The organism is Treponema berlinense (assembly GCF_052273165.1).
GTDB lineage: Bacteria > Spirochaetota > Spirochaetia > Treponematales > Treponemataceae > Treponema_D > Treponema_D berlinense_A.
Map to the genome: position 1 here is coordinate 1 of NZ_DAVZIU010000004.1, position 26,454 is coordinate 26,454.

Genomic DNA, 26,454 nt, shown 5'->3' on the forward strand with positions numbered 1-26,454 from the left:
GCGCAAACTGCACAAATTCATCGCTGTCTTGCGAAAAATAAATTCTCAAAAAAAAAGGTTTTGAGTTTTTTGAATCCTTTACAAGAACCCAGCCCCCGCACGAATCCCCGGCAAAATTGTCAACAGTCTGTTTTTCTACGCCTTTTTCCGTAAAAATTTCAGTTTCGAGCAAAGTTTTTGGAGCAACAACAACTGCAAAAGTCGAATCGGTTTCTTCCATTCTAATCTGGAATTCTTGACCAATAGCATTTTTTTCAATTTCTGATTTTTTCTCACGAAGCTGCCCCAACTCACCAAAAAACCAGGACTCAGCCTTTGCACGTCGAATTTCAGCAGAATCGGGAATATTGAACCTGTTAAAATCTGCAAAAGCACAAAGCCCCGCAAAAAAAACAAATATGCAACCAAAAATTTTTTTATTCATTATAAAAAAATAACACGAAAAGCAAAAAAGTTACATAGACAAAATATGGGTGCGGCTTCTGAACTGGCCCCCCCCCAAAAAAAAAAGCCGGCCGGCGCAAAGCGCCGGGGACGCACTGAATTTTAATTTCAAGCGTTTTTAGTCGGCAGTTGTTGCCGGCACAAGATTTTTTGCGTCGACAGGATCGTCATCAACAAACTGACTTCCGCCAGAAGCATACTGCAAAATCGGATCAACTGGACCTTTTTTAGTCCAAATTTTACCGTTTTTCATTTCGTCCGGATTTTTTCCAATCGGCGCATTAGAAAGCAAAAGCTTTACGCGGTTCAACTGGTTTACTTCCGAAGCTCCCGGATCGTAGTCAATCGCACTGATATTCGACTGAGGGAAGTGCCTTCTTAACTCTTTTATCATGCCTTTTCCAGTAATGTGGTTTGGAAGACAGGCAAAAGGCTGTACACAGGCAATTGAAGGCGCTCCAGAATGAATAAGTTCAATCATTTCTGCGGTCAAAAACCAGCCTTCTCCGCTTATGTTTCCAATCTGGCAAATTCCTTCAACTGATTTCATCATTTCCCAAATGTCGGTCGGAGTTGTAAAGCGGCGACTGCGTTTTAGGCAACGATTTATGTAATATCTGTAGAAATTCAACAGTTTAATAATCAATTTTCCGTTTTTTTCCTCTTTTTTTGGGAATGCGAGTTCTTCGTGTCTGAATTTTCCATCGGCCATTGTATAGTAGATAAAATCCATAAGATCTGGCATTACACATTCTGCGCCTTCATTTTCGATTACTTTTACAAGGTCGTTATTCGCTGTCGGATGGAATTTTACAAGGATTTCTCCTACAACACCAACACGCGGTTTTTTAACAGGAAGGATCGGAAGCTTGTCAAAATCACGTACAATTCCGCGGATCATCTTGTGATAGCCCAAAACCGAAAGCGATTTTAACTGTTTTATAACCTTTCCATTCCATTTTTCATAAAGAGCGTCTGCGCTTCCTGTAACAGCTTCGTAAGGACGAACTCTGTACAGAACGCGCATAAAAAGGTCACCAATAAAAGCGGCCATCATTGCACGATGAACAAGTGGCAAAGTAAACTTAAAGCCCGGATTTTTTTCAAGTCCAACTGTATTGAGAGAGATTACAGGAATCTGTCCCCAGCCAGCATCGTTTAATGCACGGCGAATAAAACCGATGTAGTTTGTAGCACGACAACCGCCACCAGTTTGCGTAATTAAAAGGGCGGTTTTGTTGAGATTGTACTTTCCACTTTCGAGCGCATGCATCATCTGTCCAGCAACAAGAATAGACGGATAGCAGGCATCGTTATTTACATATTTTAGTCCGGCGTCTACGGCTTTTGGATCGACTGCATCAAGCACAACAAGTTTGTAGCCAGAATACCTGAATGCCGCTTCCAAAAGTCTCATATGAATCGGCGACAATTGAGGACAGAGAATTGTATATTCGTCCTTCATTTTTTCTGTAAATACAACGCGCTGGTAAGCAGAAGATTTTATTGTCACCTTTCTTCGAGAACGCTGACGGGCTTTTACGGCAGCAATAAGTGAACGAATACGGATTCTTACTGCACCAAGGTTTGAACCTTCATCAATCTTTATGAGAGTGTACATCCGGCTCTTTGCCTTCATAATTTCATCAACCTGATCGGCTGTTACAGCGTCAAGACCGCAACCAAAAGAAGTAAGTTGTACAAGTTCAAGGTTTGGCATTCCTGCAACAAAATTTGCAGCGCGGTAAAGGCGGTTATGGTAAACCCACTGGTCAACAATGCGAAGAGGACGCTCAACAGAACCAAGATGCGCAACTGAATCTTCTGTAAAGACGGCAAGCCCCAGTCCGTGAATCATTTCTGGAATTCCGTGATTGATTTCTGGATCGAGGTGATAAGGACGTCCTGCAAGAACAATTCCGTTTCCACCGCTTACAACAAGCTGTTCAAGAGCTTCTTCTGCCGCAGCCTGAGTATCCGCCTTAAATTTTTCCTGTTCAATCCAGCCGGCGTCAATGGCATCGTAAACCTGCTTTTCTGTCAAAACCGGATAATAATTGTGAATTTCTTCATAAAAGCGTTCTTTGAGGCGGGTTTTGTCGTAAATCGGCAAGAACGGGTTTAAGAAGAGCAAATCTTTTGAATTTATTACGTTGTCAAGGTTGTGTTTTAAAACTTCTGGATAAGAAGTTACAACCGGACAATTGTAATGGTTTCCGGCACCTGCATCTTCCTGTTTTTCGTAAGGAATACAAGGATAGAATATGAATTTGCATCCCATTTTTAAGAGAGACTCGAGATGACCGTGACTTATTTTTGCCGGATAACATACCGATTCAGACGGAATAGAATCAATTCCGCGTTCATAAATCATCTTGTTTGAACGAGGACTAAGTTTTACCTGGAATCCCAATTTTGTGAAAACCGTAAACCAAAGCGGATAATTTTCGTACATATTGAGGACACGAGGAATTCCAACGCTTCCCATAGGAGCATCTTCTGGTTTGAGAGGAACATAATAGTTGAAAAGACGTTTGTATTTCCAGTCAAAGAGGTTTGGAAGTTCAATGGAAGATTCTTCAACGCCAGTGTTTTCTTTGTTTGAACCGTCAACAGTTTTTGTGTCCTTAAGTTTATGGCGTTCAAGACCTTTTTCGCAGCGGTTTCCTGTAATAAACTGGCGCTTGTCGTTTCCTGCGGTAAATGTATTGATTGTAAGAAGACAGTTGTTCTGGCAACCACCACAACGAGTAAGTTCAAGTTCAACCTTAAATGAATCAAGTTGTTCTGGAGTTGCAATGTTTGAAATTACCTTTGGAGGAATCCAATTTTTTTCCTGTCCAGGTTTTGGAGCTGTCAAATCACACCACTGATCGAAGGCAATCAAGGCTGAACCGTAAGCACCCATCAAACCAGCAACGTCCGGTCTGAAAACTTCTACACCAGAAATTTTTTCAAAAGCGCGGAGAACGGCATCGTTGTAAAAAGTTCCGCCCTGAACAACAACTTTTGTTCCAATTTCTGAAGCACGCCGCAGTTTTATAACCTTAAAAAGTGCATTTTTGATTACCGAGTACGAAAGTCCAGCCGAAATATCATCGATTGTAGCGCCTTCTTTCTGAGCCTGCTTTACACGGCTGTTCATAAATACAGTACAGCGGGATCCCAGGTCAACTGGTTTTTTAGAAAGAAGAGCTTTTTGAGCAAATTCTTTTATATCGAGGTTCATTGAATTTGCAAAATTTGCAAGAAATGAACCACAACCAGCAGAACAAGCTTCGTTTAACTGAATTGAAGTGATTGCGCCGTCTTTCATGCGCAGACATTTCATATCCTGACCGCCAATGTCGAGCAAAAATTCAACTCCAGGAACAAAGAATTCCGCAGCGCGATAGTGAGTAATTGTTTCTACTTCGCCAGCATCAACTCCGAGAGCCGCCTGGAAAAGCGCTTCGCCATAACCTGTCGAAACAGAACGTGCAATGTAGCAATCTTTCGGCAAAATTTTATAAAGAGTTTTTAAAACGCGGACAGCAAGTTCAACTGGATTTCCTGCATTTACATCGTAGAAATCCCAGAGAATTTCGCCTTTTTTGTTGATGAGAACGGCTTTTGTTGTAGTTGAACCAGCATCAAGACCGAGAAACAGCGGACCGTGTTCATCTGCAAGATTTCCGCGCTTTGCCTTGTCCTTTGCATGACGCTCACGGAAAATTCTTAAATCCTCTTCGTCCTTAAAAAGCGGTTCAAGGCGCTGAACTTCGTTCAATTCCGCACCATTGAGATTTTTAAGGCTGTCCTTAAACTGGGCAATAGTCAAAAACTGTTTTGGAGTTTCTGCTCCTACACAGGAAAGTTTTTTTTCGGCAGAATATGCAGCTCCGGTAGCAACAAAAAGCTGAGAATCTTCAGGAACGATTGTCTCTTCTGGAGTAAGCTTTAAGGTTTCAATAAAGCGCTGACGCAACTGATCCAAAAAGTGAAGAGGTCCGCCCAAAAATGCTACATTTCCGCGGATTGGTTTACCACAGGCAAGACCAGAAATAGTCTGGTTTACAACCGCCTGAAAAATCGAAGCGGCAATGTCTTCGCGACGGGCACCTTCGTTAATGAGTGGCTGAACGTCAGTTTTTGCAAAAACACCGCAGCGCGCAGCAATCGGATAAATTGTTTCGTAATCAGCTGCAAGCTTGTTAAGACCAGGAGCGTCGGTTTCGAGCAAAGCTGCCATCTGGTCGATAAAAGCTCCAGTACCGCCAGCACAGGTTCCATTCATGCGCTGTTCAACACCGCCGGTAAAATATGTAATTTTTGCGTCTTCGCCACCAAGCTCAATTACAACGTCAGTCTGCGGAATGAGTTTTTTTACGGCAGTTGTAGCCGCAACTACTTCCTGAATAAAAGGAATATTAAGCCACTGGGAAACAGAAAGACCGCCTGAACCTGTAACTTTTACAGAAACAGTATTGTTTTCGCCCAGTTTTTTTTCAACTTCTTCCAGAGCCTTTGTAACAACCGTGATAATTGTATTGCGAATATCTGCACGATGGCGCTGATAATCGCCATAAATTACTTTATCGTTTTGATCAAGACAAACGACTTTTACAGTTGTAGAACCAACATCGATGCCAATACGGATTGGTGTCGATGCAGGAGAAAATTTAACATTGGAAAGTTCCATCAAGTACCTCAAATTTTACGGATGTATATATATGAAAAGTTATAAAATTTTAGTTTTTAAACTTCTGATAAATTTAGCACTTATATTTTGAAAATTCAACAGATTAGGCAATTTTGCCGCTTTTATAGTAGAATTTGAATGTTTTTACAAAAAACTTACGCCTGATTGTAGCCGCGCGAAGCGTTCGACTTGTCGAATGAAACGGCGGAAAGCAGGTTAGAGCAAAAAATGCCGTCCAAATTCTATTTTTTTTGAACTTCTGGCACCGGAATTACAAAATAAACGCGGGCTCCTGCCAAAAGTACGTCGGGATTAAAATTTTTTGTAGTAATTTTTGGAGCGGCGGTATAGTTTTGGGCGTTTTTTGTTACTGTAAGTTCGCAAAGAGTGTGTTTTCCGTCGCGGATTTGCGCATCAAACGTTTGAATTTCTGGCGGAACAAGGTCTTTTGCCGAATTTGCAACATAAAGTTTTAGATTATCCTTGTCCGAAGAATTGATTATGCAAGCCTGAGCTGGGAAGGCTTTGTCTGAAAGGCAAATTTCTTCAAAAGTATCTTGAAACTCTGAAATCTGAGCATTTTTTTGCGAAATTTCGTTTTTTAAGCCGTCGATTTGAGTCTGCATATGCTTTTGAGCCTGCGCCAGTTCTGTCGTAATCAAAAAAGCCAGCCTCTGCATTGCTGGAACGTAATGGCGGATTGTGTTTTCGAGCGGGATTGTTGAAAAACGGTTGGCAATCGTGTTTAAGTCGTCGAGATACTTCTCCGCCTTTTTTACGGAAGAAGAAAAAAATTCTGACGGCGACTTGAATTGAGAGAGGTATTCCGAAGGTTCAAAACGAGAATTGGACTGGATTGCGGCTGTTGATACCGCATTTTTTGGAATTCCCGTTTCTAAAATTATCTTGTCTTGAACCGCAGACTGGCTACGAGCATCAGGGTCGAGAAGGTCGATTTTTGCCTGATAAGTTTTTCTGACGTTCTCAACCGCTTCACGTTGCTGTTTTACGGCTTCTCGCTGCTGTAAAATCATCTGGGTTTTTAATTCGCTTATGCGATTCTGGTATTTTTTTTCGAGGTTACGAATTTGTATGTCGTTGAGCTGTTTTTGGCTGTCGAGAACAGCCTCGTCTGCCTGGGCTGCAGAGAGTTTTTCTGAATCGTAGCCAGAAAGTTTTTCTTTAAATTCTGCAATTTTTGCGTCGGCAGCCTGAATTTCTGACTCGTATTTTTCACGTATGTTTTTTACAGAATTTTTGTATTCTTCCTGAATTTGCAAGGTTTTTCGGGCAATTGCATCTTTGCTTGAAACTTTTGAAACAGTTCGCAAAACGTATAAATCATTCTCGCGTTTCTGATCGGCTGCGTTCAATTCGTCATCGCGTTGAGAAACAAGCATTTCTTTTGCCTGAAGTGCGCTTGCATAAAGAGATTCTGTTCTTCCTGCAGAGTTAAGAAGAGCCCGAAGGTTTAAATCGCTGAATGTATCGATATTCACCTTGATTTTTCTGTTTTGAGAAGTGATAAAAAGCGTAAGACCAGCAACCAAAAGGCTTACGACAACGGCACACACACAAAGAATTATAACTACAGAACGATTTTTGTGCTGTTTTGTACGCGCGTATTCTTCTTCGAGATCATATTGTGTTGCTTTTGAATAACTTAATTTTTTTAATTCGTCTTTTAAGAAAAGCTGAACTTCTTTGTGAGTTTGAGCTTCCTGAAGTTCGTTTATTTTGTTGTCATTGTCCATATTCCCATCCAGCCGTCAGGAGCCTTGAGTTTGCCCATTCTTTCCAAAAAGACCTGAGCTGCTTCAAGTCCGCAGTCTTTAAACGATTTTCGAGCCGAGTTCCAGTCGCCTGAGTAATAGGCAGAAAGCGCGGTTTCGAAAAGTCCAAATTTTGTTTTTAGTTCAGGCTCGCCTTCTTCAAGGCTTACAGGGAAAAATATTTTTTTGCCTTCTGTTTTGCCTTTTACCTGAACAGTGTCGATTTCGTAGAATGTATATTTGTCCGAAAATTTTTCAACTTCGTTTTTTACGTATTCTGAGCAGATTACAGGAAGATGATAAATTCGCGTCAAACCTTCAAGCCGGCTGGCAGAGTTTACATTGTCGCCGATTACAGTGTTTGTCATGTGCTCGTCTGAGCCGATATTTCCGTAAAAGACGTTTCCGCCGTCAATTCCAACTCCAACGTCGATTAAAACGGCTTTAAAAACCTGGTCTTCGGCTTCGGTCAAAGTCCGTTCTTTTTCGATTTCTGTCCGGCGAAGAATCATTTTTTCGCGCAACTGCGCCGTCAGTTTTGTAATGTTCCAGGCCGATTCCACAGCCTCAAAGGATTTTTTCTTTGAAGAAGCAGTTCCGTAAACAGCAAGAATTGCATCTCCGATAATTGAACCGATTACTCCGCGGTTTTCGTGAACGGCGTGAATCACACGGTCGTAATGAACGTTTAAAAGGTCGATTATGTCGTTTCCGAGGGTTTCCGTTCTGTAAGTAAAACTTTTTATGTCTGAAAATAAAATCGTTAGATTGCGGCGTTTTCCTTCAAGCCGAATTTGATGCTCGTTATAAGCTTTTGCAACAACGTCTTTAGAAACAAATTTCTGAAAAATTCCAAGAAGGTTGCTGATTGTCGAAGAAAGTGAATTAAAACTTGCCGCAAGATAAGTTATGTCATCGTTTGGGGAAGAAGATAAATCGATTATTTCGAGTTTTTGATTTTGCTGCATCTGGTAAAGACTGCTGGTGATTTTTTTGACATTTGCAAGAATTTTTCCAAAAACCTTAAATCCGATGATTAAAAAGGCAACTAGAAGAATAAAAATTATAAGCGAAATTACGGCAAGAACGACAAAAGTCGAATGATTTGTGTCTGCACGGGATTCGCCTCGGATAAAGTAACACTGCCAGTCTTCCTGATATTTGTAAACCCCGAAATACGAACCTTTTTCCGTCTCAAAATTCAAAGAACCGTCAAAAATTCCGTTTTCGTAATCCGAATTTATCAGGGCAAGCGCATCTTTGTCAAAAAAACCGTAGTCTTTTTTTTCCTGTTGCTCAGCTTCGGCAGAATTCACATTTTCCAGTTTTTGAGCGTCCTCAAGCTGAGAATGAAAAATTTTCTGTTCGTCTGTTTCTGTGCCGTCAGCATAAACTTCAAAAAGAATGTTTCCCTGCCTGTCGATTGCGGCCGCGAAACTCTTTGGAAAATCAAAACCTTTTTTTGAAACGCTCTTTAACGCTTCAATACAAGTTTGTCTTTCGCCATTAAAAGAAAAAATCTGATATTGATTTCCTGCAGCTGAATACAAATCTTTGAGCTGGCTTACCATAATCGTATTGTTTAGATTGATAATCTGTTTTTGGCTCAAAAGTAAATTGATTGTATTTGTTGTGAAATTTGAAAGCAATAAAAGAACAGTAAAAATTGCGACAATTTTTAAGGAAATTGGCACAATTCTCGTCTGTCCAACCTTTTGAAAAAACTGTTTTCTGGACATTTTAGATTTTCTCCAATTTTTAGTATAAAACTGCAATCTTAAAACCGCAATCCTAATAGCGTAAGAAAACGAATTGAAAAAACATCATTGCAAACACCGATTTAAAAATATATTCTCTATAAATATGAATACGGAAAACAATTCTTCGGCAAAAAATATCGCTGCCGAACAAAAAAAATCAAATACAAAAAAGTCACTTCTCGCTTCTGGGCTTTCTCTCTCATTTTTTACGCTTTGTTCCAGAATTTTGGGACTTGTCCGCGAAATGACAAAGGCTTCATTTTTGGGAACTTCAAAATTTGCGGACGCATTCGGAATTGCCTTTATGATTCCAAATCTTTTGAGAAGACTATTTGCCGAAAACTCAATTTCGGTAGCTTTTATTCCAACTTTTCGCGGTTATCTTGAAGATACTGCAACTTCTGAAAAAAATTCGGACGAATTCAAAAAAACAAAAGAATTTTTAAATTCAACGATAACGCTCATAAGTTTTTGTACAACCGTTGTTGTAATTCTTGGAATCGCATTTTCTCCGCTGATTATTCCGCTTTTTTTAGACGCGTCGGATTCTGTTTTGACGGCGGAAGCAGTTCTTCTTACAAGAATAATGTTCCCTTACCTTTTTGTAATTTCGGTTGCGGCTTTTTTTCAGGGAATTTTAAATGGCGTAAAAATTTTCAGTCCTTCTGGTTTTACTCCAGTTCTTTTTAACTCGATCGTAATCGCCTGCACTTATATTTTTACTCCGCTTCTTACAAAAAATGTCGCCGATGCTGAACTTCGAGCACAAATGGCAGCACGCGCAATGTCGTTTGGAGTTTTGATTGGCGGTTGTGTTCAGGCAATTTTTCAACTTCCTTTTGTAATAAAAACAGGTTGGTTTTGCCATTTTACTTCACTCAAAAAAGCGTTTAAAAATCCTGGCACTAAAAAAGTTATCGCGCTTATAGGTCCGACAGTGATTGGAATGGCTGCTTATCAGCTGAATGATGTGATTTCGACGGCTCTTGCGGGAAAAGCAGGAACAGGAATTGTTTCTTCTCTCCAGTACAGTCTGCGTCTTCAGGAATTGATTCTGGGAATTTTTGCTGTTTCGATTGGAACCGTAATTTTGCCGGATTTGAGTGGACTTGCAAAAACACAAAAATGGGAGAATTTCAACAGGCTTCTTTCGCAAGCGATTAAAATTATTGCCTTGATTTCGATTCCAGTAACTTTTTATTCGCTTGTGTGCGGCAAAGAAATCATTTCTCTTGTCTATAAATCGAAAAATTTTAATGATGAATCAGTCCAGCTTACTCTTACGGCATTTCGCTTTCATATTGCGGGACTTTTTTTTATTGCAATGAACAGAGTTGTCGCTCCTGCTTTTTATGCACAGGGAAACACAAAATCCCCTACTCTGGCAGGAATTCTGGGACTTGCAATAAATATGATTTTTGCGCTTATCTTGATAAAACCTATGAGCGGAGGCGGAATCGCTCTAGCACTCACCCTCGGAAGCCTTGCAAATTCCGTTCTGCTGTTTGTTTTTCTTAAAAAAAATAAACAGATTGACGTAAAAGCCGTTGTCGGCGGAACAATTTTGTATTCGATAAAAATGGCAGTTCTTTCGATAATTGCCGCAGTTCCGGCATTCCTCGTAAAAAACGCAACATCTGCTTTTTTTGCAGGCCGCGGAAGACTTGTAGAATTTGGAGGAACTGTAGTTTTGACGGCAATAGTTTTTGCTTTTGCAGGAATTTTACTTTTGCTTATAACAAAAGATCCTGTGCTTGCAAGTGCTAAAAATATGGTTCTAAAAAAAGTAAAAAAATAACTTGAAAAAATCGGCCAGAAAACAAGCCGTCCGAACAAAAATAAAATTTATGCTAAAATACAATTTGATTTAGGGAGATAATTCTAAATGAAAAATTACACAAAAGATGAATTAAAAAAAATATATGCTGCCAGACGTGAAAAACTTTTTGCGTTTATGAAAGAAAACAAAATCACTGCAGCAGTTTTTGAGGACACCGAAGGACGTAGAGATTTGAGCGTCCGATATTTTACCGGACATCCTTCGGACGCGCTGTGGATTTGTTCTAGCGACGGAAAAAACGCTCTCGTTCCCTGGGACGAAAATCTTGCAAAAGAGCGGAGCGTCGACGTTAAAATTGTTCCATATAATAAATATGACAGAAAAAACATTGAAGCCGTTCGGGAAATTTTAAAGTCCTTCAAAAAAAATGATCCGCGCCTCAAAGTTGAAGTTTCGCCTGCAACTCCGTATCCTCTGTTTTTAAAGTACGTAGATGCACTGCAAGGCTGGGACGTTTTGTGCAGAGAAAATTCCGTTCATGACTTTGTGCTCTCTCTGCGCGCCTGCAAAGATGAATACGAAATCGAATGCACAAAAGAAGCAGCAAGAGTTGGCGACCTGATAATCGAAAAAATCGAAAATGGAATTGATGACGGCTCTATCAAAACAGAAATGGACGTTTCGCTTTTAATTGAACGAGAATTGAGGCTCAACGGCTGCGAAAGAAACGGTTTTGACACTTTGGCCGCTGGTTCTTCAAGAAGTTTTGCAATTCATGCTTTTCCAGGTTACACGAGCGCTCCATGGCCTGGCAAAGGGCTTTCAATTCTTGATTTTGGAGTTGTTTTTGAAGGCTACACTTCCGACACTACGCTCACAGTTGTAAAAGATGCAACCGATGAACAGAAAAAACTCGTTGAACTTGTAGAAAAAGCCGCAAAAGAAGCTCTGCCTTACTATAAAAACGGAGAAAAAATCAAAATGGCAGGTCTTGTTGCTGACGAAGTTTTCAAAAAAGCAAAGCGCGAAATGCCACACACTTTGGGACATGGAATCGGTCTCGAAATCCATGAATTTCCACGTGTAAGTGCAAAACAGACCGACGACCTTGTTTTTAAACCAGGAATGATTGTCACTCTTGAGCCTGGACTTTACGATTCAAAACTTGGTGGCGTACGTCTAGAAAATGACGTTCTTGTTACCGAAAACGGAAACGAAGTAATTACGCACAGCAAGATTATTTACCGTTAAAAAGGAATTTTTTTGAGTAGATTTTCCATTGCGTAAACAAGATTTTTATCTGGAATTTTGTTTAAAAGTTCCTTTACGATTTCAAAACCGTCGGACAAAAGTTGTCGAGAAGATGAATTTTGTCCGATTTTTTGTCTGGAAGGCTGAACAAAACCGCTTTTAATAAGTTCATTTGCCTTTTCAAAAAGACCTTTTTCGCCCGAAAGCCGGGAAATAACAAAATCAAGGAGAATGCGGGTTTCGCTAGTCTGAAATTCGCGTCTTTTTTCTTCTGGCAAGAATTCCAAAAGTTCACGAAGTTTTATAAAAAGCGCAAGGTTTGGATTTTGAGGAAGTTCTTCGACGAGTTCTGGTTCAAGAAAATCAAACGATTCAAAAGCTTTTAAGTCTTGAGAAAAAACAGAAATTCCATCCGGGAGATTTTGTGTTTCTCCGTCAAAATTTTCAAGTTCTGGAAGATTTTGTGTTTCTCCGCCAAAACTTTCAAGTTCCGGAAGATTTTGTGTTTCTCCGCCAAAATTTTCGAGTTCCGGAAGATTTTGCGTTTCTCCGCCAAAACTTTCAAGTTCCGGAAGATTTTGTGTTTCTCTGTCAAAACTTTCAAGTTCCGGCAATTTTTCTGAGGTCAGAGGTTCTGAAGGTTTTAAGTCTGCAGTTTGCTGGATTTTCTGAGGAAGTTCTTCTGACAGATTTTGTTTTTCTTCCGTCAATTCCGGTTCATCTTCTTCAAGTTCTGGAATGTATTCATCTTCTAAATCTTCAAAATTTTCCTGACCAAAAGTTTCAAAATCGAAATTTTCATCATCCCCGAGTTTTAATTCGTCAAGGCTAGAATTTTCTTCGTTTTCTTCGTTTTCATCCTCTTCATCCTCTGCTTCCGCAAAAGTTTCATCTTCTGTTTTTTCTTCCGTAAAATTTTCTTCGATCTGTTCAGATTCAATTTCCGCCTGAATTCCAGCATTTTCTTCGTCTGAATTTTCTTCTTCAAAATCAGATTTTTCGCCGTTTAAATTTAATTCTACTGAAGCAGATTCTTGATTTTCTGGCTGAATTTTATTTTCGTTTAGATTTTCATCATCTTTGCTTTTTTCAACAAATTTTTCCACATATTTTAGATTTTCTTCGAGAATTTCGTCATTCGGGTTAACCGACAAAGCACGTTTTACAAGTTCGTGCGCTTCGGGAGCGCGATTTATTTTTACGAGAAGACGCGAAAATCCGCCGACTGCATCATTCCAAAGCGGTTTTGAACGCAAAGCCCTGGAATATGCTTCGCAGGCCTTTTTGTAATCACCGAGTTCTTCGTAACTTTTTGCAATATTTAATAGAAGGACAGGATGATTTGTGTCGACATTCAGACCGCGCAAATACCATTGGACGGCTTTTTCATGTTCGTTTTTTTGAGCATAAATCGTCCCAAGATGATTGTATGCAAGAACATCTTCCGGATTCATTTCAATCGTGTCTTCAAAACAATCGATTGCATTTTCTGTATCGCCCATAATTTTGTAGGTAAAACCAAGATTGTACGAAACCTGAGGATTGTTGCTGTCAAAAATCAAAGCCTGTTCGAGGATGGCGATTGAATCTTCGTACATTTTTAAGCGCCGGTAAATTCCACCAAGAGTAATTAAAGAATCAAAATCGTCTTTTGAAAGCTCGACTATATTTTTAAAAACAGGAAGAGCAAGGTCATCCCTGCCGCTTTTCATGTAAAGGTTTCCAAGTTGTTTTAAAAGTTCAACGTTGTTTCTGTCTTTTCGCAAAAGCTGGCGATAAAGGCGTGTGGCAAGATCAAAATCTCGTGCCAAGGTTGCAGAACGTGCTCTCGAAAGCAAAAGTTGATTTTGAACCATAAATCTTCTCCAGTCAGTTAAGTCAGCGGAATCTATTTTTTTGCAAGCCGTTTTGACGGACGGGCAAAAACTTCATTGGAAAGTTCGCCGTTTATGTTTTCGTCCAGTTTTGAGTATGTCGAAACCGCAAAATAGTAAATCGTTCCGTTGTTAAGGCCTGTCAGCGTAATTGAAGTTGAATTTCCTGCATTCACTGGAGAAACGCCTTCAATTGCAGCCCTGCCAAGATATTCTCCTGGTTTTGAGCCGTAATAAACATAGTAACCGCCGGCATTGTCATCAATCGAAAAACGCCAGCTTAAAGTAACTTCGCCGTCGCCAGGAACTGCCTTTACAAAAAACGGAGGGAGCGGAGTTTCAGGTTCTGTATATTTTACAGTTAATTCCGTAATTTTCGGAGTTTGCTGGCAATTTCCGTCTGGCAAAAGTTCGGAAGCAATTTGAAAATATTGTCCTCTAACGCCTTCTATTTTTTCGTCCAGCGAAATTTCTTTCCATTCAGGATAATTTTCTGTCCACCCGTAGCAATTGTCGCCAGCACGCACAAAAAATTTCAATTCGGTCTGAGCAGGAACATTTACGATTCCTTCAAGGCTGTCAAAACTTGAGGCGCGGCTTACAAGAATTGACCTTGTTTCAAAACGTCCGCCTTCCGCCTTAAACGCTTCGTTTCCGCTTACAAGAATATTCTCATCGCCTTTGTAAGCGGCATTTTTTATACATACGCTGTCTATTTTTCCAGTAAAAGAAGGACAGATTTCGATTGTTGAATTTTTTCCGATAACTGGAGTGCAGACGGTTCCGCTTTCGTGACGTGTCGAAGTTATAAATTTTATGTCTTCTGTTTTTCCGTCAACAAGATATTCAAGACAGCCAGTTTCTTCATCAAAACTTACTGTATGACGACTCCATTTTTGAGGAATTACCGGAGTTAAGCCTTTTAAGACAACTTCGCGTTCTGAAAGTCCCGGAAATACATTTAAAAATCTCCATTCAATCCGATTATTCAAAAAAACAGCGCTCACTGTCTGAAAATCTGTGTATTTTGAATAATTTATTGAAGTCTGCCATGAATAAATTTTTTCGCCATTTTCTGCAAGCGACGGCGAAATCCAGAATTCGACCGAAAATGAACTTCCAGGAACATAGCTTCCAGAAAGTGGCGATTTATCTTTTTTTAAAACCAAACCTTTTTTATCTCCGCGGCTTAAAGCGGCTCCATTTCCCTTTGCGGCGTCTTTTACAGGCAAAAGATTGTTTTCCATTATTCTGTAATTTCCTTTTCCATCAAAATCCGAAATTTTTCCGTTTTCAAAAAGTAAAAGAAGTTCTGTATCTTTGTCGGAAGTTTGAGTTTGAGAAGAAAGCTGAACAGCATCAAAACCAAAACGTCCCTGTCCTGTAGTTATTCCTTTTTTTACAAGAAAATCATTCCAGCCGTTTTTTCCGCCAAGAACCAAGGTCTTTTCTGAAGCGGTGGCTGTTGACACAAGTACAAAAGCCGAAGCAAAATATGCTAAACTTAATTTTAATATATTTTTTTTCATAAAACTCATAATGAATACTTCAGTTAATCCGGCTTATGAAATTCTTCACGAAACCGCACTAAAAGCACCTTCCTCCAGCGGTGTATATTTATGGCGAAACGAAAAAGGATCTGTCATTTATGTCGGCAAAGCCAAAAACCTAAAAAACCGTCTCTCTTCGTATTTTTCCGGCGAACGGCACATCAAAGTTCAACTTTTGGTGTCAAACGCAAGTTCGATTGAATACATAACCACGTCAAACGAATACGAGGCGTTTCTTCTCGAAAACAACCTTATAAAAAAATATTCGCCACGTTACAATATTCAACTAAAAGACGGAAAATCCTATCCTTCGCTAAAAATTACGAACGAAGAATTTCCGCGGCTTTTCAAGACACGGCAAATCAAAAAAGACGGCTCAATTTATTACGGACCGTATCCTGATTCAGGTGCCCTTGAAACTTTTATAGAAACACTTTACAAAGTTTATCCCGTAAGACATTGCCGGACATTCAAAAAAAGAACTGCTCCCTGCATGTATTACCACATCGGCCGTTGCAAAGCGCCTTGTTGCGGAAAAATTGATAAAGATTCCTACAATGAATTTATCGAAGAAATAAAGTCCCTGCTTGAGGGAAAAGGTGATGAAACCACCGCAAAAATGACATCAATTATGAAAGCCGCTGCCGCTTCGCTCAATTTTGAAAAAGCTGCAAGAATTCGCGACGGACTGCGCGCTTTGACCGTCATGCAAAACCAGAATCTTGTCGAAGATTTTGTTTCGATGGATGATCGCGACTACATTTCTCACTGGCGCGAAGGCGAACTCGTAAGTTTTACCGTCTTAAAAATCCGTGGCGGAAAAATGCTCGGACGCGACAATTTCCGGGTAGAAAGCATTGCAGATGACGATGAGCTTCTTGAAGAATTTGCAGCCGCATATTATTCAAATGAGGAAGACTTACCGCCTTCAGTTTTTGTTTCCGAAGAAGACAATTCGAAGGTTTTGGGGGAATGGCTGGAAAATTTTAAGTCGGACGAAAAACAGACTCAAAAACCGAAAACAAAGCTTGTGACGGTAAAATGTTCTCAGGACGACAGGCGTTTTTCTGCCGAAAACAGACGGCACGCGGCAATTCTCAACATGGCAAAAAACAACGCCCACGAAGACATTATCCGCAGACTGAGAGAACGCGGAGATATGCCAGCCCTTGAAGAATTGAAAAAACTTCTCGGACTTCCACGGCTTCCAGACAGAATCGAAGGTTTCGATATTGCCCATATTGGCGGAAAATTTCCAGTTGCTTCGCTAATAAGTTTTTGGAAAGGAAATCCCGACAAAAAAAATTACAGATATTTCCGACTGAAGACAACAGACGGCGTAATTGACGATTTTGCGTCAATGCGAGAAGCTGCGACAAGACGCTACAGCCGGCTCAAAAATGAAAATGAAAGTTTACCAGACTTGATTTTAATAGACGGTGGCATAGGCCAGGTAAACGCAGTCGAAGGAATATTAAAGGCACTTGATCTTGATATTCCGATTGCAGGACTTGCAAAACGCGATGAAGAAATATGGAGACCTCATGCCTCAAAACCAATCTGCCTTCCAAAACGTAGCGACGCTCTAAGGCTTTTGCAGCGCGTCAGAGATGAAACACACCGTTTTGCAACCAGCAGAAACCAGACTTTAAGAACAAAAGAAAATACAGTGAGCATTTTTTCGTCTTTGCCACATGTTGGCGAAAAAAGAGAAAAATTGCTTCTAAAAACTTTTACGACAATCGAAAACCTTGCAAAAACCGAAGAATCGCAGATTGCGCAACTTTTGCACATAAGGGCGGACGAAGCTAGCGAAATTCTGCTGTCTGCGAAAAATCTGGCGCAGCAACGAAAAGAAGCAAAAAAAAGCAAAAAAATGGTTTTAAGCCGGGGACTAAACGACGAAAATTACAGTTCAACTGGAGAAGAAAATTCGTACACAAAAGCACTGGCATCTGCCGCTCTTGATCTAAAAGTAGCAGAACCATAATGTAGCCCTGATTGAAGCAACGCGAAGCGTCCGGCTTTGCCGGATGAAGCGGACAGCGGAATTGCGGAAAGCAGGAAATTCGGACAAATGTTTTCTATAATCCGCTTTCAAGGCTTAAAAACAATATGAGCTCCTCAAATTTTATGATATAATTCCTAAACTTAACAGGAAATTTGCAAAAAAATAAAAATTCCGAACAGTTTGCGTTGCAGACTTTTAAAAGGAGAGGACAAAATGTCAGAAAAAAAACAGTGGTTTGAAAACGAAAATTTTTGGAACAATTACGGCCCGATTATGTTCGATGCAAACCGTTGGGCGGAAGCTCCGGCAGTCGCCGAATCAGTCTGCAAAATCGCCGGTTTAAAAAAAGGAAGCGCAATTTTGGACGCTGGCTGCGGACCTGGAAGAATCAGCGTTGAACTGGCATTGCTCGGAATGGAAGTAACAGGAGTTGACATAATTCAAAGCGAGCTCGATGCCGCAAAAGAAACAGCCGAAGACGAAAACGTAAAACTCAACCTCGTAAAAGCAGATTTGCGCAGTTTTTCGTCCGACAAAAAATTCGATTGCGCGATAAATTTGTATACATCGTTCGGTTACTGCGACACAATCGAAGAAGACGTTAAAATTCTACAGAATATTTATTCAAGTTTAAAAGACGGTGGCTGGTTTATTTTGGAAAATTTGAGCCGAGAAACTGCAATCCTGTATTTTACCGAAGGAGAATGGTTTGAACGTGCTGGAAAAACAGTTTTGACAGAATTTCACGTCGAAGGAGCCTGGGAAGGTCTCCGCTCAAAATGGATTTTAATCGACAATAAAACCGGTCAAAGAATGGAACACGAGTTTGTGCAGAGATTATATTCTGGAATCGAGTTAAAGCGGATTTTGACAGGAATTGGCTTTAGTTCAGTGGAAGTTTACGGGGATTTTGATTTTAGCCCTTACAACGAAAAAGCCCGGACAATGGTAATCGTGGCAAAAAAATAAAATGAAAAAGTTTTTTAAATTTTACAAAAACAATTTTATATCTCTTCTGTTCATTGCTATATTTTTTACCTCCCAATTGCAGCCTGCTTTTTCGGGAGAATTAAGTTCGGCAGTTGAGTCTTCACGCTCGGAAACAGAAGTACAGAAAGAAGAAAAAACTGTCAGCACTTCCAGTTCAGAGTCAGAAGACAATTCGCTAATCGTTTTTTTAGCAAAAATCGCTGGAGTTTTCTGGTATTACAACAATTTTACGGTGCGCTACACCTCATTTCCATACAAATACGAAAATTTAACCTACATGAAATGGGCGGAAACAGAAACAAATCCCGAAGCAAAAACAAAATCAAACCGATATTCAGCCTCAGATTCGTTTTTTTATCTGGCAGATTTGGGAACAGGTAACGAATTTTGTTTTGAAGGACTTTTTTTTCCGATTATTGGTCCTTATTTTGAAAACCTTATAATCTCGGAACAGGACAATTTTTTTGACGAAACTTACGGAAACATTCGCCTTGGCGCCCAACTTTCAATCTTGCAGTCAAATTTAATCACGATTACGGGAATTGTCCAATGGTCAAGATGGTACGGCAATATAAGCGAAGTTTTAAAAAGCAACGGACTTGCGCTTGGAATGGATTTTCGCTTTTATCCTTTAAAACCGCTCGGATTCCAATGGAAATTCTGCTGGCAAGAATTTGCCGAAAACGTCTATTTGCGCGATTCTCTTCTTTCGGCAGGAATTTTTCTTCAACGCTACGAAATTTTTGCTGGCTGGAAACTCCTCGAGGTCGGAAATTCAGAAAATTTAAAGCCGACAAAAAACTGGAACGGAATAAGCGCAGGCTGCCGGGTCTATTTCTAAAAAAAAGGGCGTTCCCCTGCGCTTTGCTTCGGGTCGCTATGTCCGCCCTTCGCCACAACGTGGCTCATTGCGCGGCTAAATGCCGCGCAACTTCGGGGCTACCAGCGCTAACGCAAAATTTGCTCTTAAAACTAAATTCTATTCATTGACGAAAAAACTTTTTCCGCCATGATGTTGATTTCAACGTGCATTTTTTTGCTTGTTTCGTTCAAAACATTGCGCAGCTCGTCAATCGAAATGTCAGCCGATTCAAGGCTCACCATCATCATCATTACAAAATTTCCAGAAAGAATTGTCTGTGTAATATCCGCAATATTTATCTTGTGCTGAGCTAGCAATGCGCTTACTTCAGCAATAATTCCAACTTTGTCACTTCCAACAACTGTAATAATAGCATTCATATTTTCATTTTATAAAAAGCGGCGTTTCTTGGCAATCAAAAAACTCAATTCATCGTCTTAAAATTCCGACAAACTAAATATGAAAAAACATTTGCGCGTTTCTTACAACGCACCTGTCAGCCTTACATTTTCGATTTTTTGCTCATTTATTTTTCTTGCCGACTATTTTATCTTCAAGCACAAACTGATTCCTTTGCTTTTTACAGTTCCCGGTAACAAAAATTTTGACTGGCTATATCCATTCAGTTACATAAGGCTTTTTACTCACGTTTTCGGTCATATTGACGCAGCACATCTTCTCGGAAACCTCACATTTATTCTTTTAATCGGACCTCTTATGGAAGAAAAATATGGCTCGGCAATGATTGCGCTTATGCTGACAGTCACAGCATTTGTAACAGGAATGATTAACGCCTGCTTTATTCCGTCTTCGCTTTTAGGAGCCAGCGGAATAGCCTTCATGCTTATTTTGCTCGCTTCGATAAGCACAATCGAAAAAAATCAGTTGCCTCTGAGTTTTATTCTCTTAATCGCAGTTTTTGTCCTAAAAGAATTTATTTCTCCGTCGGCTTCCAACGTTTCGACAATTGCGCACATTGCCGGTGGACTTTGCGGTTCGCTTTTTGGATTTTTAGTTGCGCCAAAAACAGCGCGCTCTCAAAAAACTACCGCTTCCAGAATAAAAGTCCAGCAAAAAAAACAGACAGCGCAACAGTCTCCTGAAAATTCCTATAAAAATTCCGCCCAAAAAGACAGCGACGAAACAGTAATCGGAACAATTCAACTCTAAAAGCAAAATTAAAATATGAAAGAACTTCCTTTACCGTCAAAAAAAAGACTTCTCACACTTTCAAACCTGCTTTCGCAACAGCCACAAGAAAAAATGCGCATAACTTCGGCAGAAATTGCAAAACTTACCGGCTGGGGCGAAGCGACAATCAGACGCGACATCTCCCTTCTGGAACTGCACACAGGAAAAAGCAACGGCTACGAATTAAAATGCTTAAAAACTGAAATAGACAAAAATCTTGGCCTTGTAAAAAGTGGCGGCGAAAAACACAACTGCTGCATAGTCGGACTCGGAAGCCTCGGACAGGCTTTTCTTGAAAATTCAGTCTTTCTAAACGAAAATTTCGCTCTAGTTGCAGGCTTCGACTCAAACCAAAACCGCGTAGAACTTATAAAATCTAAAATTCCGCTTTTTCCAACTCTCGATCTCGAAAAAACAATCCGGCAGCAAAAAATAGAATTTGCAATTTTGACAGTTGACGACTCAATGGCTCAAAAAATGGCAGACAGGCTCGTAAGCTACGGCATAAAAGGGATCGTAAACTACACAAACGCCGTGCTTACCGTGCCAGAAAATTTCCGGCTGGAAAACGCCTCTCCGGAAAAATCTCTGGCAAACCTTCTGTAAAAAACAAAAAACTGAAAAAAACTAAAACCGCTGCGAATCGTAATAAAACGCAGGAAAAGGAAGTTTTGCGCTTTTTAAGGCAATTTCCGTCAAAGCATCAAGTTTTCCAAAGTTAAATGAAGTTTGCTTTAAAAATTTTTTAATAAGAGAAGGCTTTGGCTTGTATTTGTATTCTTCCAAGTCTTTTTTGTAGTCTTTATTGCCAAAAACTTCCGTATAAATCAAATTTTTTGCTTCTTCAAAGTTCATTACATCGTCGACAAGTCCGCTATTTTTCGCCTGATTTGCCGTATAAATGCGTCCATCCGCAAGTTCACGAACTTTTTCAATATCAAGTTTACGACTTTCGCTTACAATCTGAGTAAATTGACAGTAACACTCGTCTGCAACCGACTGCATGATTTTTTTCTGCTCTTCAGTCACAGGTTCGGTAAAACTTCCCATAACCTTGTTGCGTCCAGCATGAATAGTTTCGCTTTTAATTCCGTGTTTTTTCATAAGTTCGGTTAAATCAACAAAACGTCCGGCAATTACACCGATTGAACCGGTCAAAGTGTTTCTGTTTGCAAAAATTTTGTCGGCTGAACAGCCAATGTAATAACCACCACTCGCCGCAAGAGAAGCAAAATACGCATAAACAGGACGCTTAGTTTCCCTCTTGTATTTTAAAACCGCCTCAAAAACTTCGTCAGATTCGTAAACTCCGCCTCCAGGAGAGTCGATAAAAAGCAATAAACCAGCATTGGTCTTGTCTTCCGAAATATCCATTATCTGCTCAAGAATCCATTCTTGATTGTAGGTTTCGTTTTTTTCTTCGATAACACCGTCAATAACAAGTTTTGCGACCGTTTTTCTAGCCATCTTTACACTCCATAAAAAGTTGCAACGCACTAATTTTATAATAAGGTCAGCATATAAAAAGTTTAAAATGTTTGCTACACAAAATTTGACATTGATTTTTAATTTTCCCTTACTGTGATTTTTTTCACAGTAAAACCAGTATTTTTGCTGTTTTTTGTTGACTTTAACCGCAGATTTTCCTAAACTTTTCGTACGATTTTTTGTGAATATTTTCACAGACAACAATCCGCGTTAGGGATAGTAGGGGCGCAAAGCGTTGGCGAAAGCCAATGTCAACCCCGAATAGCCCGGCTCGAGCGCAAGCGAGAGAAACGCCAAAAAACAAAAATCACGATGAGGTGGAAACTAATGTCAAGAGTTTACAATTTTAGTGCTGGTCCTTCATGTTTGCCAGAAGAAGTTTTAAAAGAATGTGCGGCAGAAATGCTCGATTATAACGGAAGCGGTCAGTCGGTTATGGAAATGAGCCACCGTTCAAAGGATTACGAGCCGATTATCGAAGATGCAGAAGCTATGATTCGAAAATTGATGAACGTTCCTGAAAATTACAAGGTTCTTTTTGTTCAGGGTGGCGGTTCGACACAGTTTGCAATGGTTGCAGAAAACCTGGGGATTCACCATAAAAAGGCGGCTTACATCGAAACTGGTGTCTGGGCAAAAAAAGCTGCGGCCGAAGCAAAAAAACTCGGTGTTGAAGTTGACATCATCGCTTCTTCAAAAGACAAAAATTATTCTTATATTCCACGTGTTGAAAAAATCGAAGGCGACTACGATTATGCGTATATCTGCATGAACAACACAATCATGGGAACTCATTACGAATACATTCCTGAAACAGGAAATATTCCTCTTGTTGCTGATATTTCTTCTTGTGTTCTTTCTGAACCTCTCGATGTCTCAAAATTCGGACTTTTGTTTGCAGGTGCACAGAAAAACCTTGCGCCAGCAGGAGTTACACTTGTAATTATCCGCGAAGACTTGATTCCAGAACCAACAGACTGCCTGCCTGGAACACCGACAATGCTCGCTTACAAAACACACGCAGACAACGGCTCAATGTACAACACACCGCCATGTTACACAATCTACGTTTTGGACAAGGTTCTCCATTGGATTGAAAAGAATGGCGGAGCAGAAGGAATGTTAAAGCGCAACAAGGAAAAGGCTGACTACCTTTACGACTTCCTCGACAATTCTGACTTCTACCATGCAACGACAGAAAAAGGCAGTCGCTCTCTTATGAACGTTCCTTTCCTTACAAAATACTCGACAGGCTCAACTGACGAAGCCAGCCTCGCAAAAGAAAAGGAAATCAACGACAAATTCGTAAAAGAAGCAAAAGCGGCTGGTCTTGTAAACCTCAAAGGCCACCGTCTTGTAGGCGGAATGCGCGCCTCTATCTACAACGCAATGAGCCTTGACGGCGTAAAAGCGCTTGTAGAATTTATGAAAAAATTTGCCGCAGAAAACTAATAAAAACTGGAGAAATAAAATGTTCAAAATTCAAACCTTAAATAAAATCAGCGTAGTCGGACTTAACAACTTTCCGCGCGACAATTACGAAGTAGCTTCAGAACTCAACAATCCGGACGCAATTCTTGTACGCTCAGCAGACATGCACGAAATGGCTCTTTCAGAAAATACAAAGGCCGTAGCCCGCGCAGGAGCAGGAACGAACAACATTCCTTGCAAAGAACTCGCAGAAAAAGGCGTAGTAGTATTCAATACTCCTGGAGCAAACGCAAACGCAGTTAAAGAACTCGTAATTCTCGCCCTCCTCATTTCAAGTCGTCCAGTCGTAGCAGCGAACAAATGGGTAAACACAGAACTCACTGGCAAAGGCGATGAAATTGCAGCCTTAGCAGAAAAAGGCAAGTCAAAATTTGTCGGACCGGAATTAAAAGGCAAAACACTCGGCGTAATCGGACTCGGCGCAATCGGTGCGCAGGTTGCAAACACAGCAATCGCCCTCGGAATGAACGTAATCGGATATGATCCTTTTCTTTCTGTAAAGGCCGCTCTTTCCCTCGACCTTAACGTAAAAGTTTCAGAAACTCTCGAAGGAATCTATGCAAAAGCAGACTACATTACAATCCACGTACCACAGACAGACGAAACAAAGGGAATGATTAACGCAGCGTCAATCAAAACAATGAAAGACGGAGTTCGTATCATAAACCTTGCGCGTGGCGGACTTGTAAACAACGCAGACATTCTTGCAGCCCTCGAAAGCGGAAAAGTTGCAGCACACGTGACAGACTTTGCTGACGAAGCCTTAATGAACAATGACAAAGTAATATGCCTTCCACACCTTGGCGCTTCAACTCCAGAAGCAGAAGACAACTGCGCAGTTATGGCAGTAAAAGAACTTCGCGACTTCCTCGAAACAGGCGCAATCACAAATTCTGTAAACTTTCCTCGCGCAACAATCGACTCTCAGATTCCAGCGAACGGAACACGCCTTTGCATTCCACACAAAAATGTACCAGGAATGATTGCTAAATTCACAACAATTCTCGGCGATGCAAAATTAAACATTGCAGGAATCGTAGACCAGAGCCGTGGCGACATCGCTTATGCCATGATTGACGTAGACGGAAAAGTTTGCGAAGAAAGCCTTAAGCTTCTCGAAAACTGCGAAGCCGTAATCAGCGTACGCACAATTTACGCATAATTTTTAAGCATATTAGCCACAAACCGGAAAATTTCTTTACATAAACAGAAATTTTCCGGTTTAAAATCCTTCCCACTATTCTTGACTATTTTTTTTCTTACGATATTTCTAAGCTACATATAAATTAAAAAAATATACTTTCCTTTTTAGAGAATTCTGCTTATTTTTAAGTTAACAAAAGCCATTCAATTTTATTAAAAACTGGAGGAAGATATGGAAATCACACTCACAAAAGGCAATTTCGAAGACGAAGTATTAAAATCAGAAATTCCTGTTCTTGTTGACTTTTGGGCAAGCTGGTGCGGCCCATGCAAAATGCTCGCTCCGACCGTTGCACAGATTGCAGAAGAATACAGCGGAAAAATAAAGGTCGGCAAAGTAAACGTTGATGAGGAAGAATCACTTTCCCGCGAATACGGAATCGTAAGCATTCCGACAGTAATTCTCTTTAAAAACGGAAAACCAGAAAAAACTTCAATCGGCCTTGTTCCAAAAGAAACACTGGTTTCAATGCTCGGCTAGAACACTGTTCAAAAACATTCACTCAACTGCGGCAATAAAACAAAACATTACCGCAGTTAAAAAATGATTTTATACAAAAAAAACGCAAAAAAAGCGTTTGTATTGACCTATGAATGTATTTTCATAAGAATACTCGTACAAAAAGACGTATTTTTTTAGTTTACGAGGTATTTTATGAAAAAAATTATCAAATCATTTGCATTTATTGCAGGAATTTCGGCTTTTTTTGCATTTTTCCTAGGATGCGCTTCATGCAAGACCGAAGACAATTCAATTCCAGAAAACACTTCAGCTCCAGAACAAAATCCAAACCTAAAAGAACAGACACTTTATTCAATTCCAGGCGAAAAACCCGAAACAAACGGATTTTTTGATTGTGGAGATTTTTCTTTTCCAAACACAAAAATCATTTTAATTGACGACAAAACTTATCCGACATCAGACAAAAAAACAGACGCTTTTATCGCAGCAATTCAAAAAGAAGACAAAAAACTCATCGTAATCGACGGCGACATCGACCTGAGCTATGGAAAAGTCTCAGATTCAGACCACAGCTACTTTGACGAATTTGAAGCCGACGGAAAAAGAAAACACGCCGACCTTATTTACAAAGTCACATCAAACACGGCAATCGTCGGAAAACAGAACGCACGCTTAAAGTTCGGCGGACTTTGGATTAAAAACGTAAACAACATAATAATCCGCAATATTGAATTTTACGACGCACACGGCTCAACAGAAATCGACACAAAAATCAACAAAGATTCAAAGGCAAGCATCGATTCAATCAATATCGAAAACGCAAACAATGTTTGGATTGACCACTGCACTTTCAGCGACGGAAAATGCGTAGACCTTGTAAGAAATTTCAACCACGACGGACTTCTGGACATTAAAAAAGGAAAATGCATAACCGTTTCTTACTGCGAATTCTTCAATCACGACAAAGTAATGCTGATCCGTCCAAACGACAAATTTTCAAATCCGGAAGAATGCGAAATAACACTTCATCACAACTACTTCCACGATTCAATCCAGCGCATGCCAAGAAGCCGCGGAGTAAACGCGCACATCTACAACAATTATTTTGACAACATCGGCACAAACGAAAACAAAGGAAGCAGCCTCGGTCCAGGAATTGGTTCAATGTATGTCGTAGAAAACAACTTTTTCGGAAAACACGCGCAGACAGCCGTAAAATACTACGACAAATCTGAAAAAACAGACCCGACATTCTCAAAATTCTACCAGAGCGGAAACATTCCTCAGCTCAACGCCTCAAACTGCGCCTATGACAAAGTAGACAAGACAAAAGATTTTGAAGCGCACCTGACTTCAGAAAAACCATTTGCAATAAACTACAACTACAGACTGGACGAAACTTCTTCTCTAAATGAAGCAACAGTAAAAAAAGTAGGAGCTGGAAACCTAATGAAATTTGAAAGATAATTTTTATACGGGCGGCTTTTTGCATTGCAAAAACCAGGCTATCCGGGGTTCCGCTGTCGCTTCATTCCTCCGGAACGGCTAACCGCCGCCCCTCCTATCCTTGCCGCAAGGCAAGGACGTGCGCTTTTTAGCGCACTGCATAATCGACGAGTTTTGTGCAAACAAAACTCGCAGCA

General features: G+C 40.2%; 19 protein-coding genes. 11 read left to right on the forward strand and 8 right to left on the reverse strand.

Going from position 1 to position 26,454, the window contains the following annotated elements; genetic code table 11:
- The 4 genes from ACT6XC_RS02590 to ACT6XC_RS02605 form a co-directional block, all read right to left on the reverse strand.
- Positions 1-424, reverse strand: a 424-nt coding sequence (locus tag ACT6XC_RS02590; RefSeq protein ID WP_443740687.1) for a hypothetical protein, incomplete at its 3' end; no start/stop codon positions are given.
- Between the two features lie 138 nt (positions 425-562).
- Entirely contained in the window at positions 563-5,125 is a 4,563-nt protein-coding gene (locus ACT6XC_RS02595; RefSeq protein WP_443740688.1) for an acyl-CoA dehydratase activase-related protein, read from the reverse strand.
- A 242-nt stretch (positions 5,126-5,367) separates the two neighbouring features.
- Positions 5,368-6,879, reverse strand: coding sequence for a hypothetical protein (locus ACT6XC_RS02600; protein WP_443740689.1), 1,512 nt, complete (start codon positions 6,877-6,879; stop codon positions 5,368-5,370).
- Positions 6,858-8,636, reverse strand: a complete 1,779-nt coding sequence (locus ACT6XC_RS02605) for an adenylate/guanylate cyclase domain-containing protein (RefSeq protein WP_443737387.1) — start codon at positions 8,634-8,636, stop codon at positions 6,858-6,860. Before ACT6XC_RS02605 ends, ACT6XC_RS02600 begins: the two co-directional genes overlap by 22 nt.
- Before the next feature lie 124 nt (positions 8,637-8,760).
- On the opposite strand from ACT6XC_RS02605, the gene murJ reads away from it, so the two are divergent.
- Complete coding sequence (gene murJ, locus ACT6XC_RS02610) at positions 8,761-10,455, forward strand: murein biosynthesis integral membrane protein MurJ (RefSeq protein WP_443740690.1); 1,695 nt, start codon at positions 8,761-8,763, stop codon at positions 10,453-10,455.
- Positions 10,456-10,542: 87 nt separating this feature from the next.
- Positions 10,543-11,688 carry a M24 family metallopeptidase gene (locus tag ACT6XC_RS02615; protein ID WP_288517618.1) on the forward strand — a complete coding sequence of 382 codons (1,146 nt, stop codon included), beginning with the start codon at positions 10,543-10,545 and terminating at the stop codon, positions 11,686-11,688.
- Here ACT6XC_RS02615 and ACT6XC_RS02620 read toward each other — a convergent pair.
- Positions 11,685-13,544 carry a tetratricopeptide repeat protein gene (locus ACT6XC_RS02620; RefSeq protein WP_443740691.1) on the reverse strand — a complete coding sequence of 620 codons (1,860 nt, stop codon included), beginning with the start codon at positions 13,542-13,544 and terminating at the stop codon, positions 11,685-11,687. The genes ACT6XC_RS02615 and ACT6XC_RS02620 overlap by 4 nt on opposite strands.
- Before the next feature lie 32 nt (positions 13,545-13,576).
- Positions 13,577-15,091: a hypothetical protein gene (locus ACT6XC_RS02625; protein ID WP_443740692.1), complete on the reverse strand. Its 1,515-nt coding sequence runs from the start codon at positions 15,089-15,091 to the stop codon at positions 13,577-13,579.
- A gap of 10 nt (positions 15,092-15,101) precedes the next feature.
- Between ACT6XC_RS02625 and uvrC the strand changes: the two genes are divergently transcribed.
- The 3 genes from uvrC (at position 15,102) to ACT6XC_RS02640 (ending at position 18,954) form a co-directional block, all read left to right on the forward strand.
- The gene (uvrC, locus tag ACT6XC_RS02630; RefSeq protein ID WP_443740693.1) at positions 15,102-17,102 is read left to right on the forward strand and encodes an excinuclease ABC subunit UvrC; all 2,001 of its coding nucleotides are present in this window, start codon (positions 15,102-15,104) and stop codon (positions 17,100-17,102) included.
- A 234-nt stretch (positions 17,103-17,336) separates the two neighbouring features.
- A complete protein-coding gene (locus tag ACT6XC_RS02635) occupies positions 17,337-18,092 on the forward strand; it encodes a class I SAM-dependent methyltransferase (protein ID WP_443737393.1) in 756 nt (251 codons plus the stop codon).
- A gap of 76 nt (positions 18,093-18,168) precedes the next feature.
- Positions 18,169-18,954: a hypothetical protein gene (locus tag ACT6XC_RS02640; RefSeq protein WP_443740694.1), complete on the forward strand. Its 786-nt coding sequence runs from the start codon at positions 18,169-18,171 to the stop codon at positions 18,952-18,954.
- A 131-nt stretch (positions 18,955-19,085) separates the two neighbouring features.
- Here the strand turns inward: ACT6XC_RS02640 and ACT6XC_RS02645 are convergent, their stop codons facing one another.
- The gene (locus tag ACT6XC_RS02645) at positions 19,086-19,355 is read right to left on the reverse strand and encodes an ACT domain-containing protein (protein WP_443737395.1); all 270 of its coding nucleotides are present in this window, start codon (positions 19,353-19,355) and stop codon (positions 19,086-19,088) included.
- A gap of 79 nt (positions 19,356-19,434) precedes the next feature.
- Between ACT6XC_RS02645 and ACT6XC_RS02650 the strand changes: the two genes are divergently transcribed.
- Both ACT6XC_RS02650 and ACT6XC_RS02655 read left to right on the forward strand, forming a co-directional pair.
- On the forward strand, positions 19,435-20,145 hold the full coding sequence (locus tag ACT6XC_RS02650; protein WP_443740695.1) for a rhomboid family intramembrane serine protease: 711 nt from the start codon (positions 19,435-19,437) through the stop codon (positions 20,143-20,145).
- Between the two features lie 15 nt (positions 20,146-20,160).
- The gene (locus ACT6XC_RS02655) at positions 20,161-20,772 is read left to right on the forward strand and encodes a redox-sensing transcriptional repressor Rex (RefSeq protein WP_443737397.1); all 612 of its coding nucleotides are present in this window, start codon (positions 20,161-20,163) and stop codon (positions 20,770-20,772) included.
- A gap of 21 nt (positions 20,773-20,793) precedes the next feature.
- Here the strand turns inward: ACT6XC_RS02655 and sppA are convergent, their stop codons facing one another.
- A complete protein-coding gene (gene sppA, locus ACT6XC_RS02660; RefSeq protein ID WP_443740696.1) occupies positions 20,794-21,633 on the reverse strand; it encodes a signal peptide peptidase SppA in 840 nt (279 codons plus the stop codon).
- Between the two features lie 348 nt (positions 21,634-21,981).
- On the opposite strand from sppA, the gene serC reads away from it, so the two are divergent.
- The 4 genes from serC (at position 21,982) to ACT6XC_RS02680 (ending at position 26,278) form a co-directional block, all read left to right on the forward strand.
- Positions 21,982-23,106 carry a 3-phosphoserine/phosphohydroxythreonine transaminase gene (gene serC / locus ACT6XC_RS02665; protein ID WP_443740697.1) on the forward strand — a complete coding sequence of 375 codons (1,125 nt, stop codon included), beginning with the start codon at positions 21,982-21,984 and terminating at the stop codon, positions 23,104-23,106.
- A 19-nt stretch (positions 23,107-23,125) separates the two neighbouring features.
- Positions 23,126-24,307 carry a phosphoglycerate dehydrogenase gene (locus ACT6XC_RS02670; RefSeq protein WP_443737400.1) on the forward strand — a complete coding sequence of 394 codons (1,182 nt, stop codon included), beginning with the start codon at positions 23,126-23,128 and terminating at the stop codon, positions 24,305-24,307.
- 213 nt (positions 24,308-24,520) lie between these two features.
- Positions 24,521-24,829, forward strand: coding sequence for a thioredoxin (gene trxA, locus ACT6XC_RS02675; protein WP_078930539.1), 309 nt, complete (start codon positions 24,521-24,523; stop codon positions 24,827-24,829).
- A gap of 174 nt (positions 24,830-25,003) precedes the next feature.
- Complete coding sequence (locus ACT6XC_RS02680) at positions 25,004-26,278, forward strand: pectate lyase family protein (RefSeq protein WP_443740698.1); 1,275 nt, start codon at positions 25,004-25,006, stop codon at positions 26,276-26,278.
- Positions 26,279-26,454: the final 176 nt, after the last annotated feature.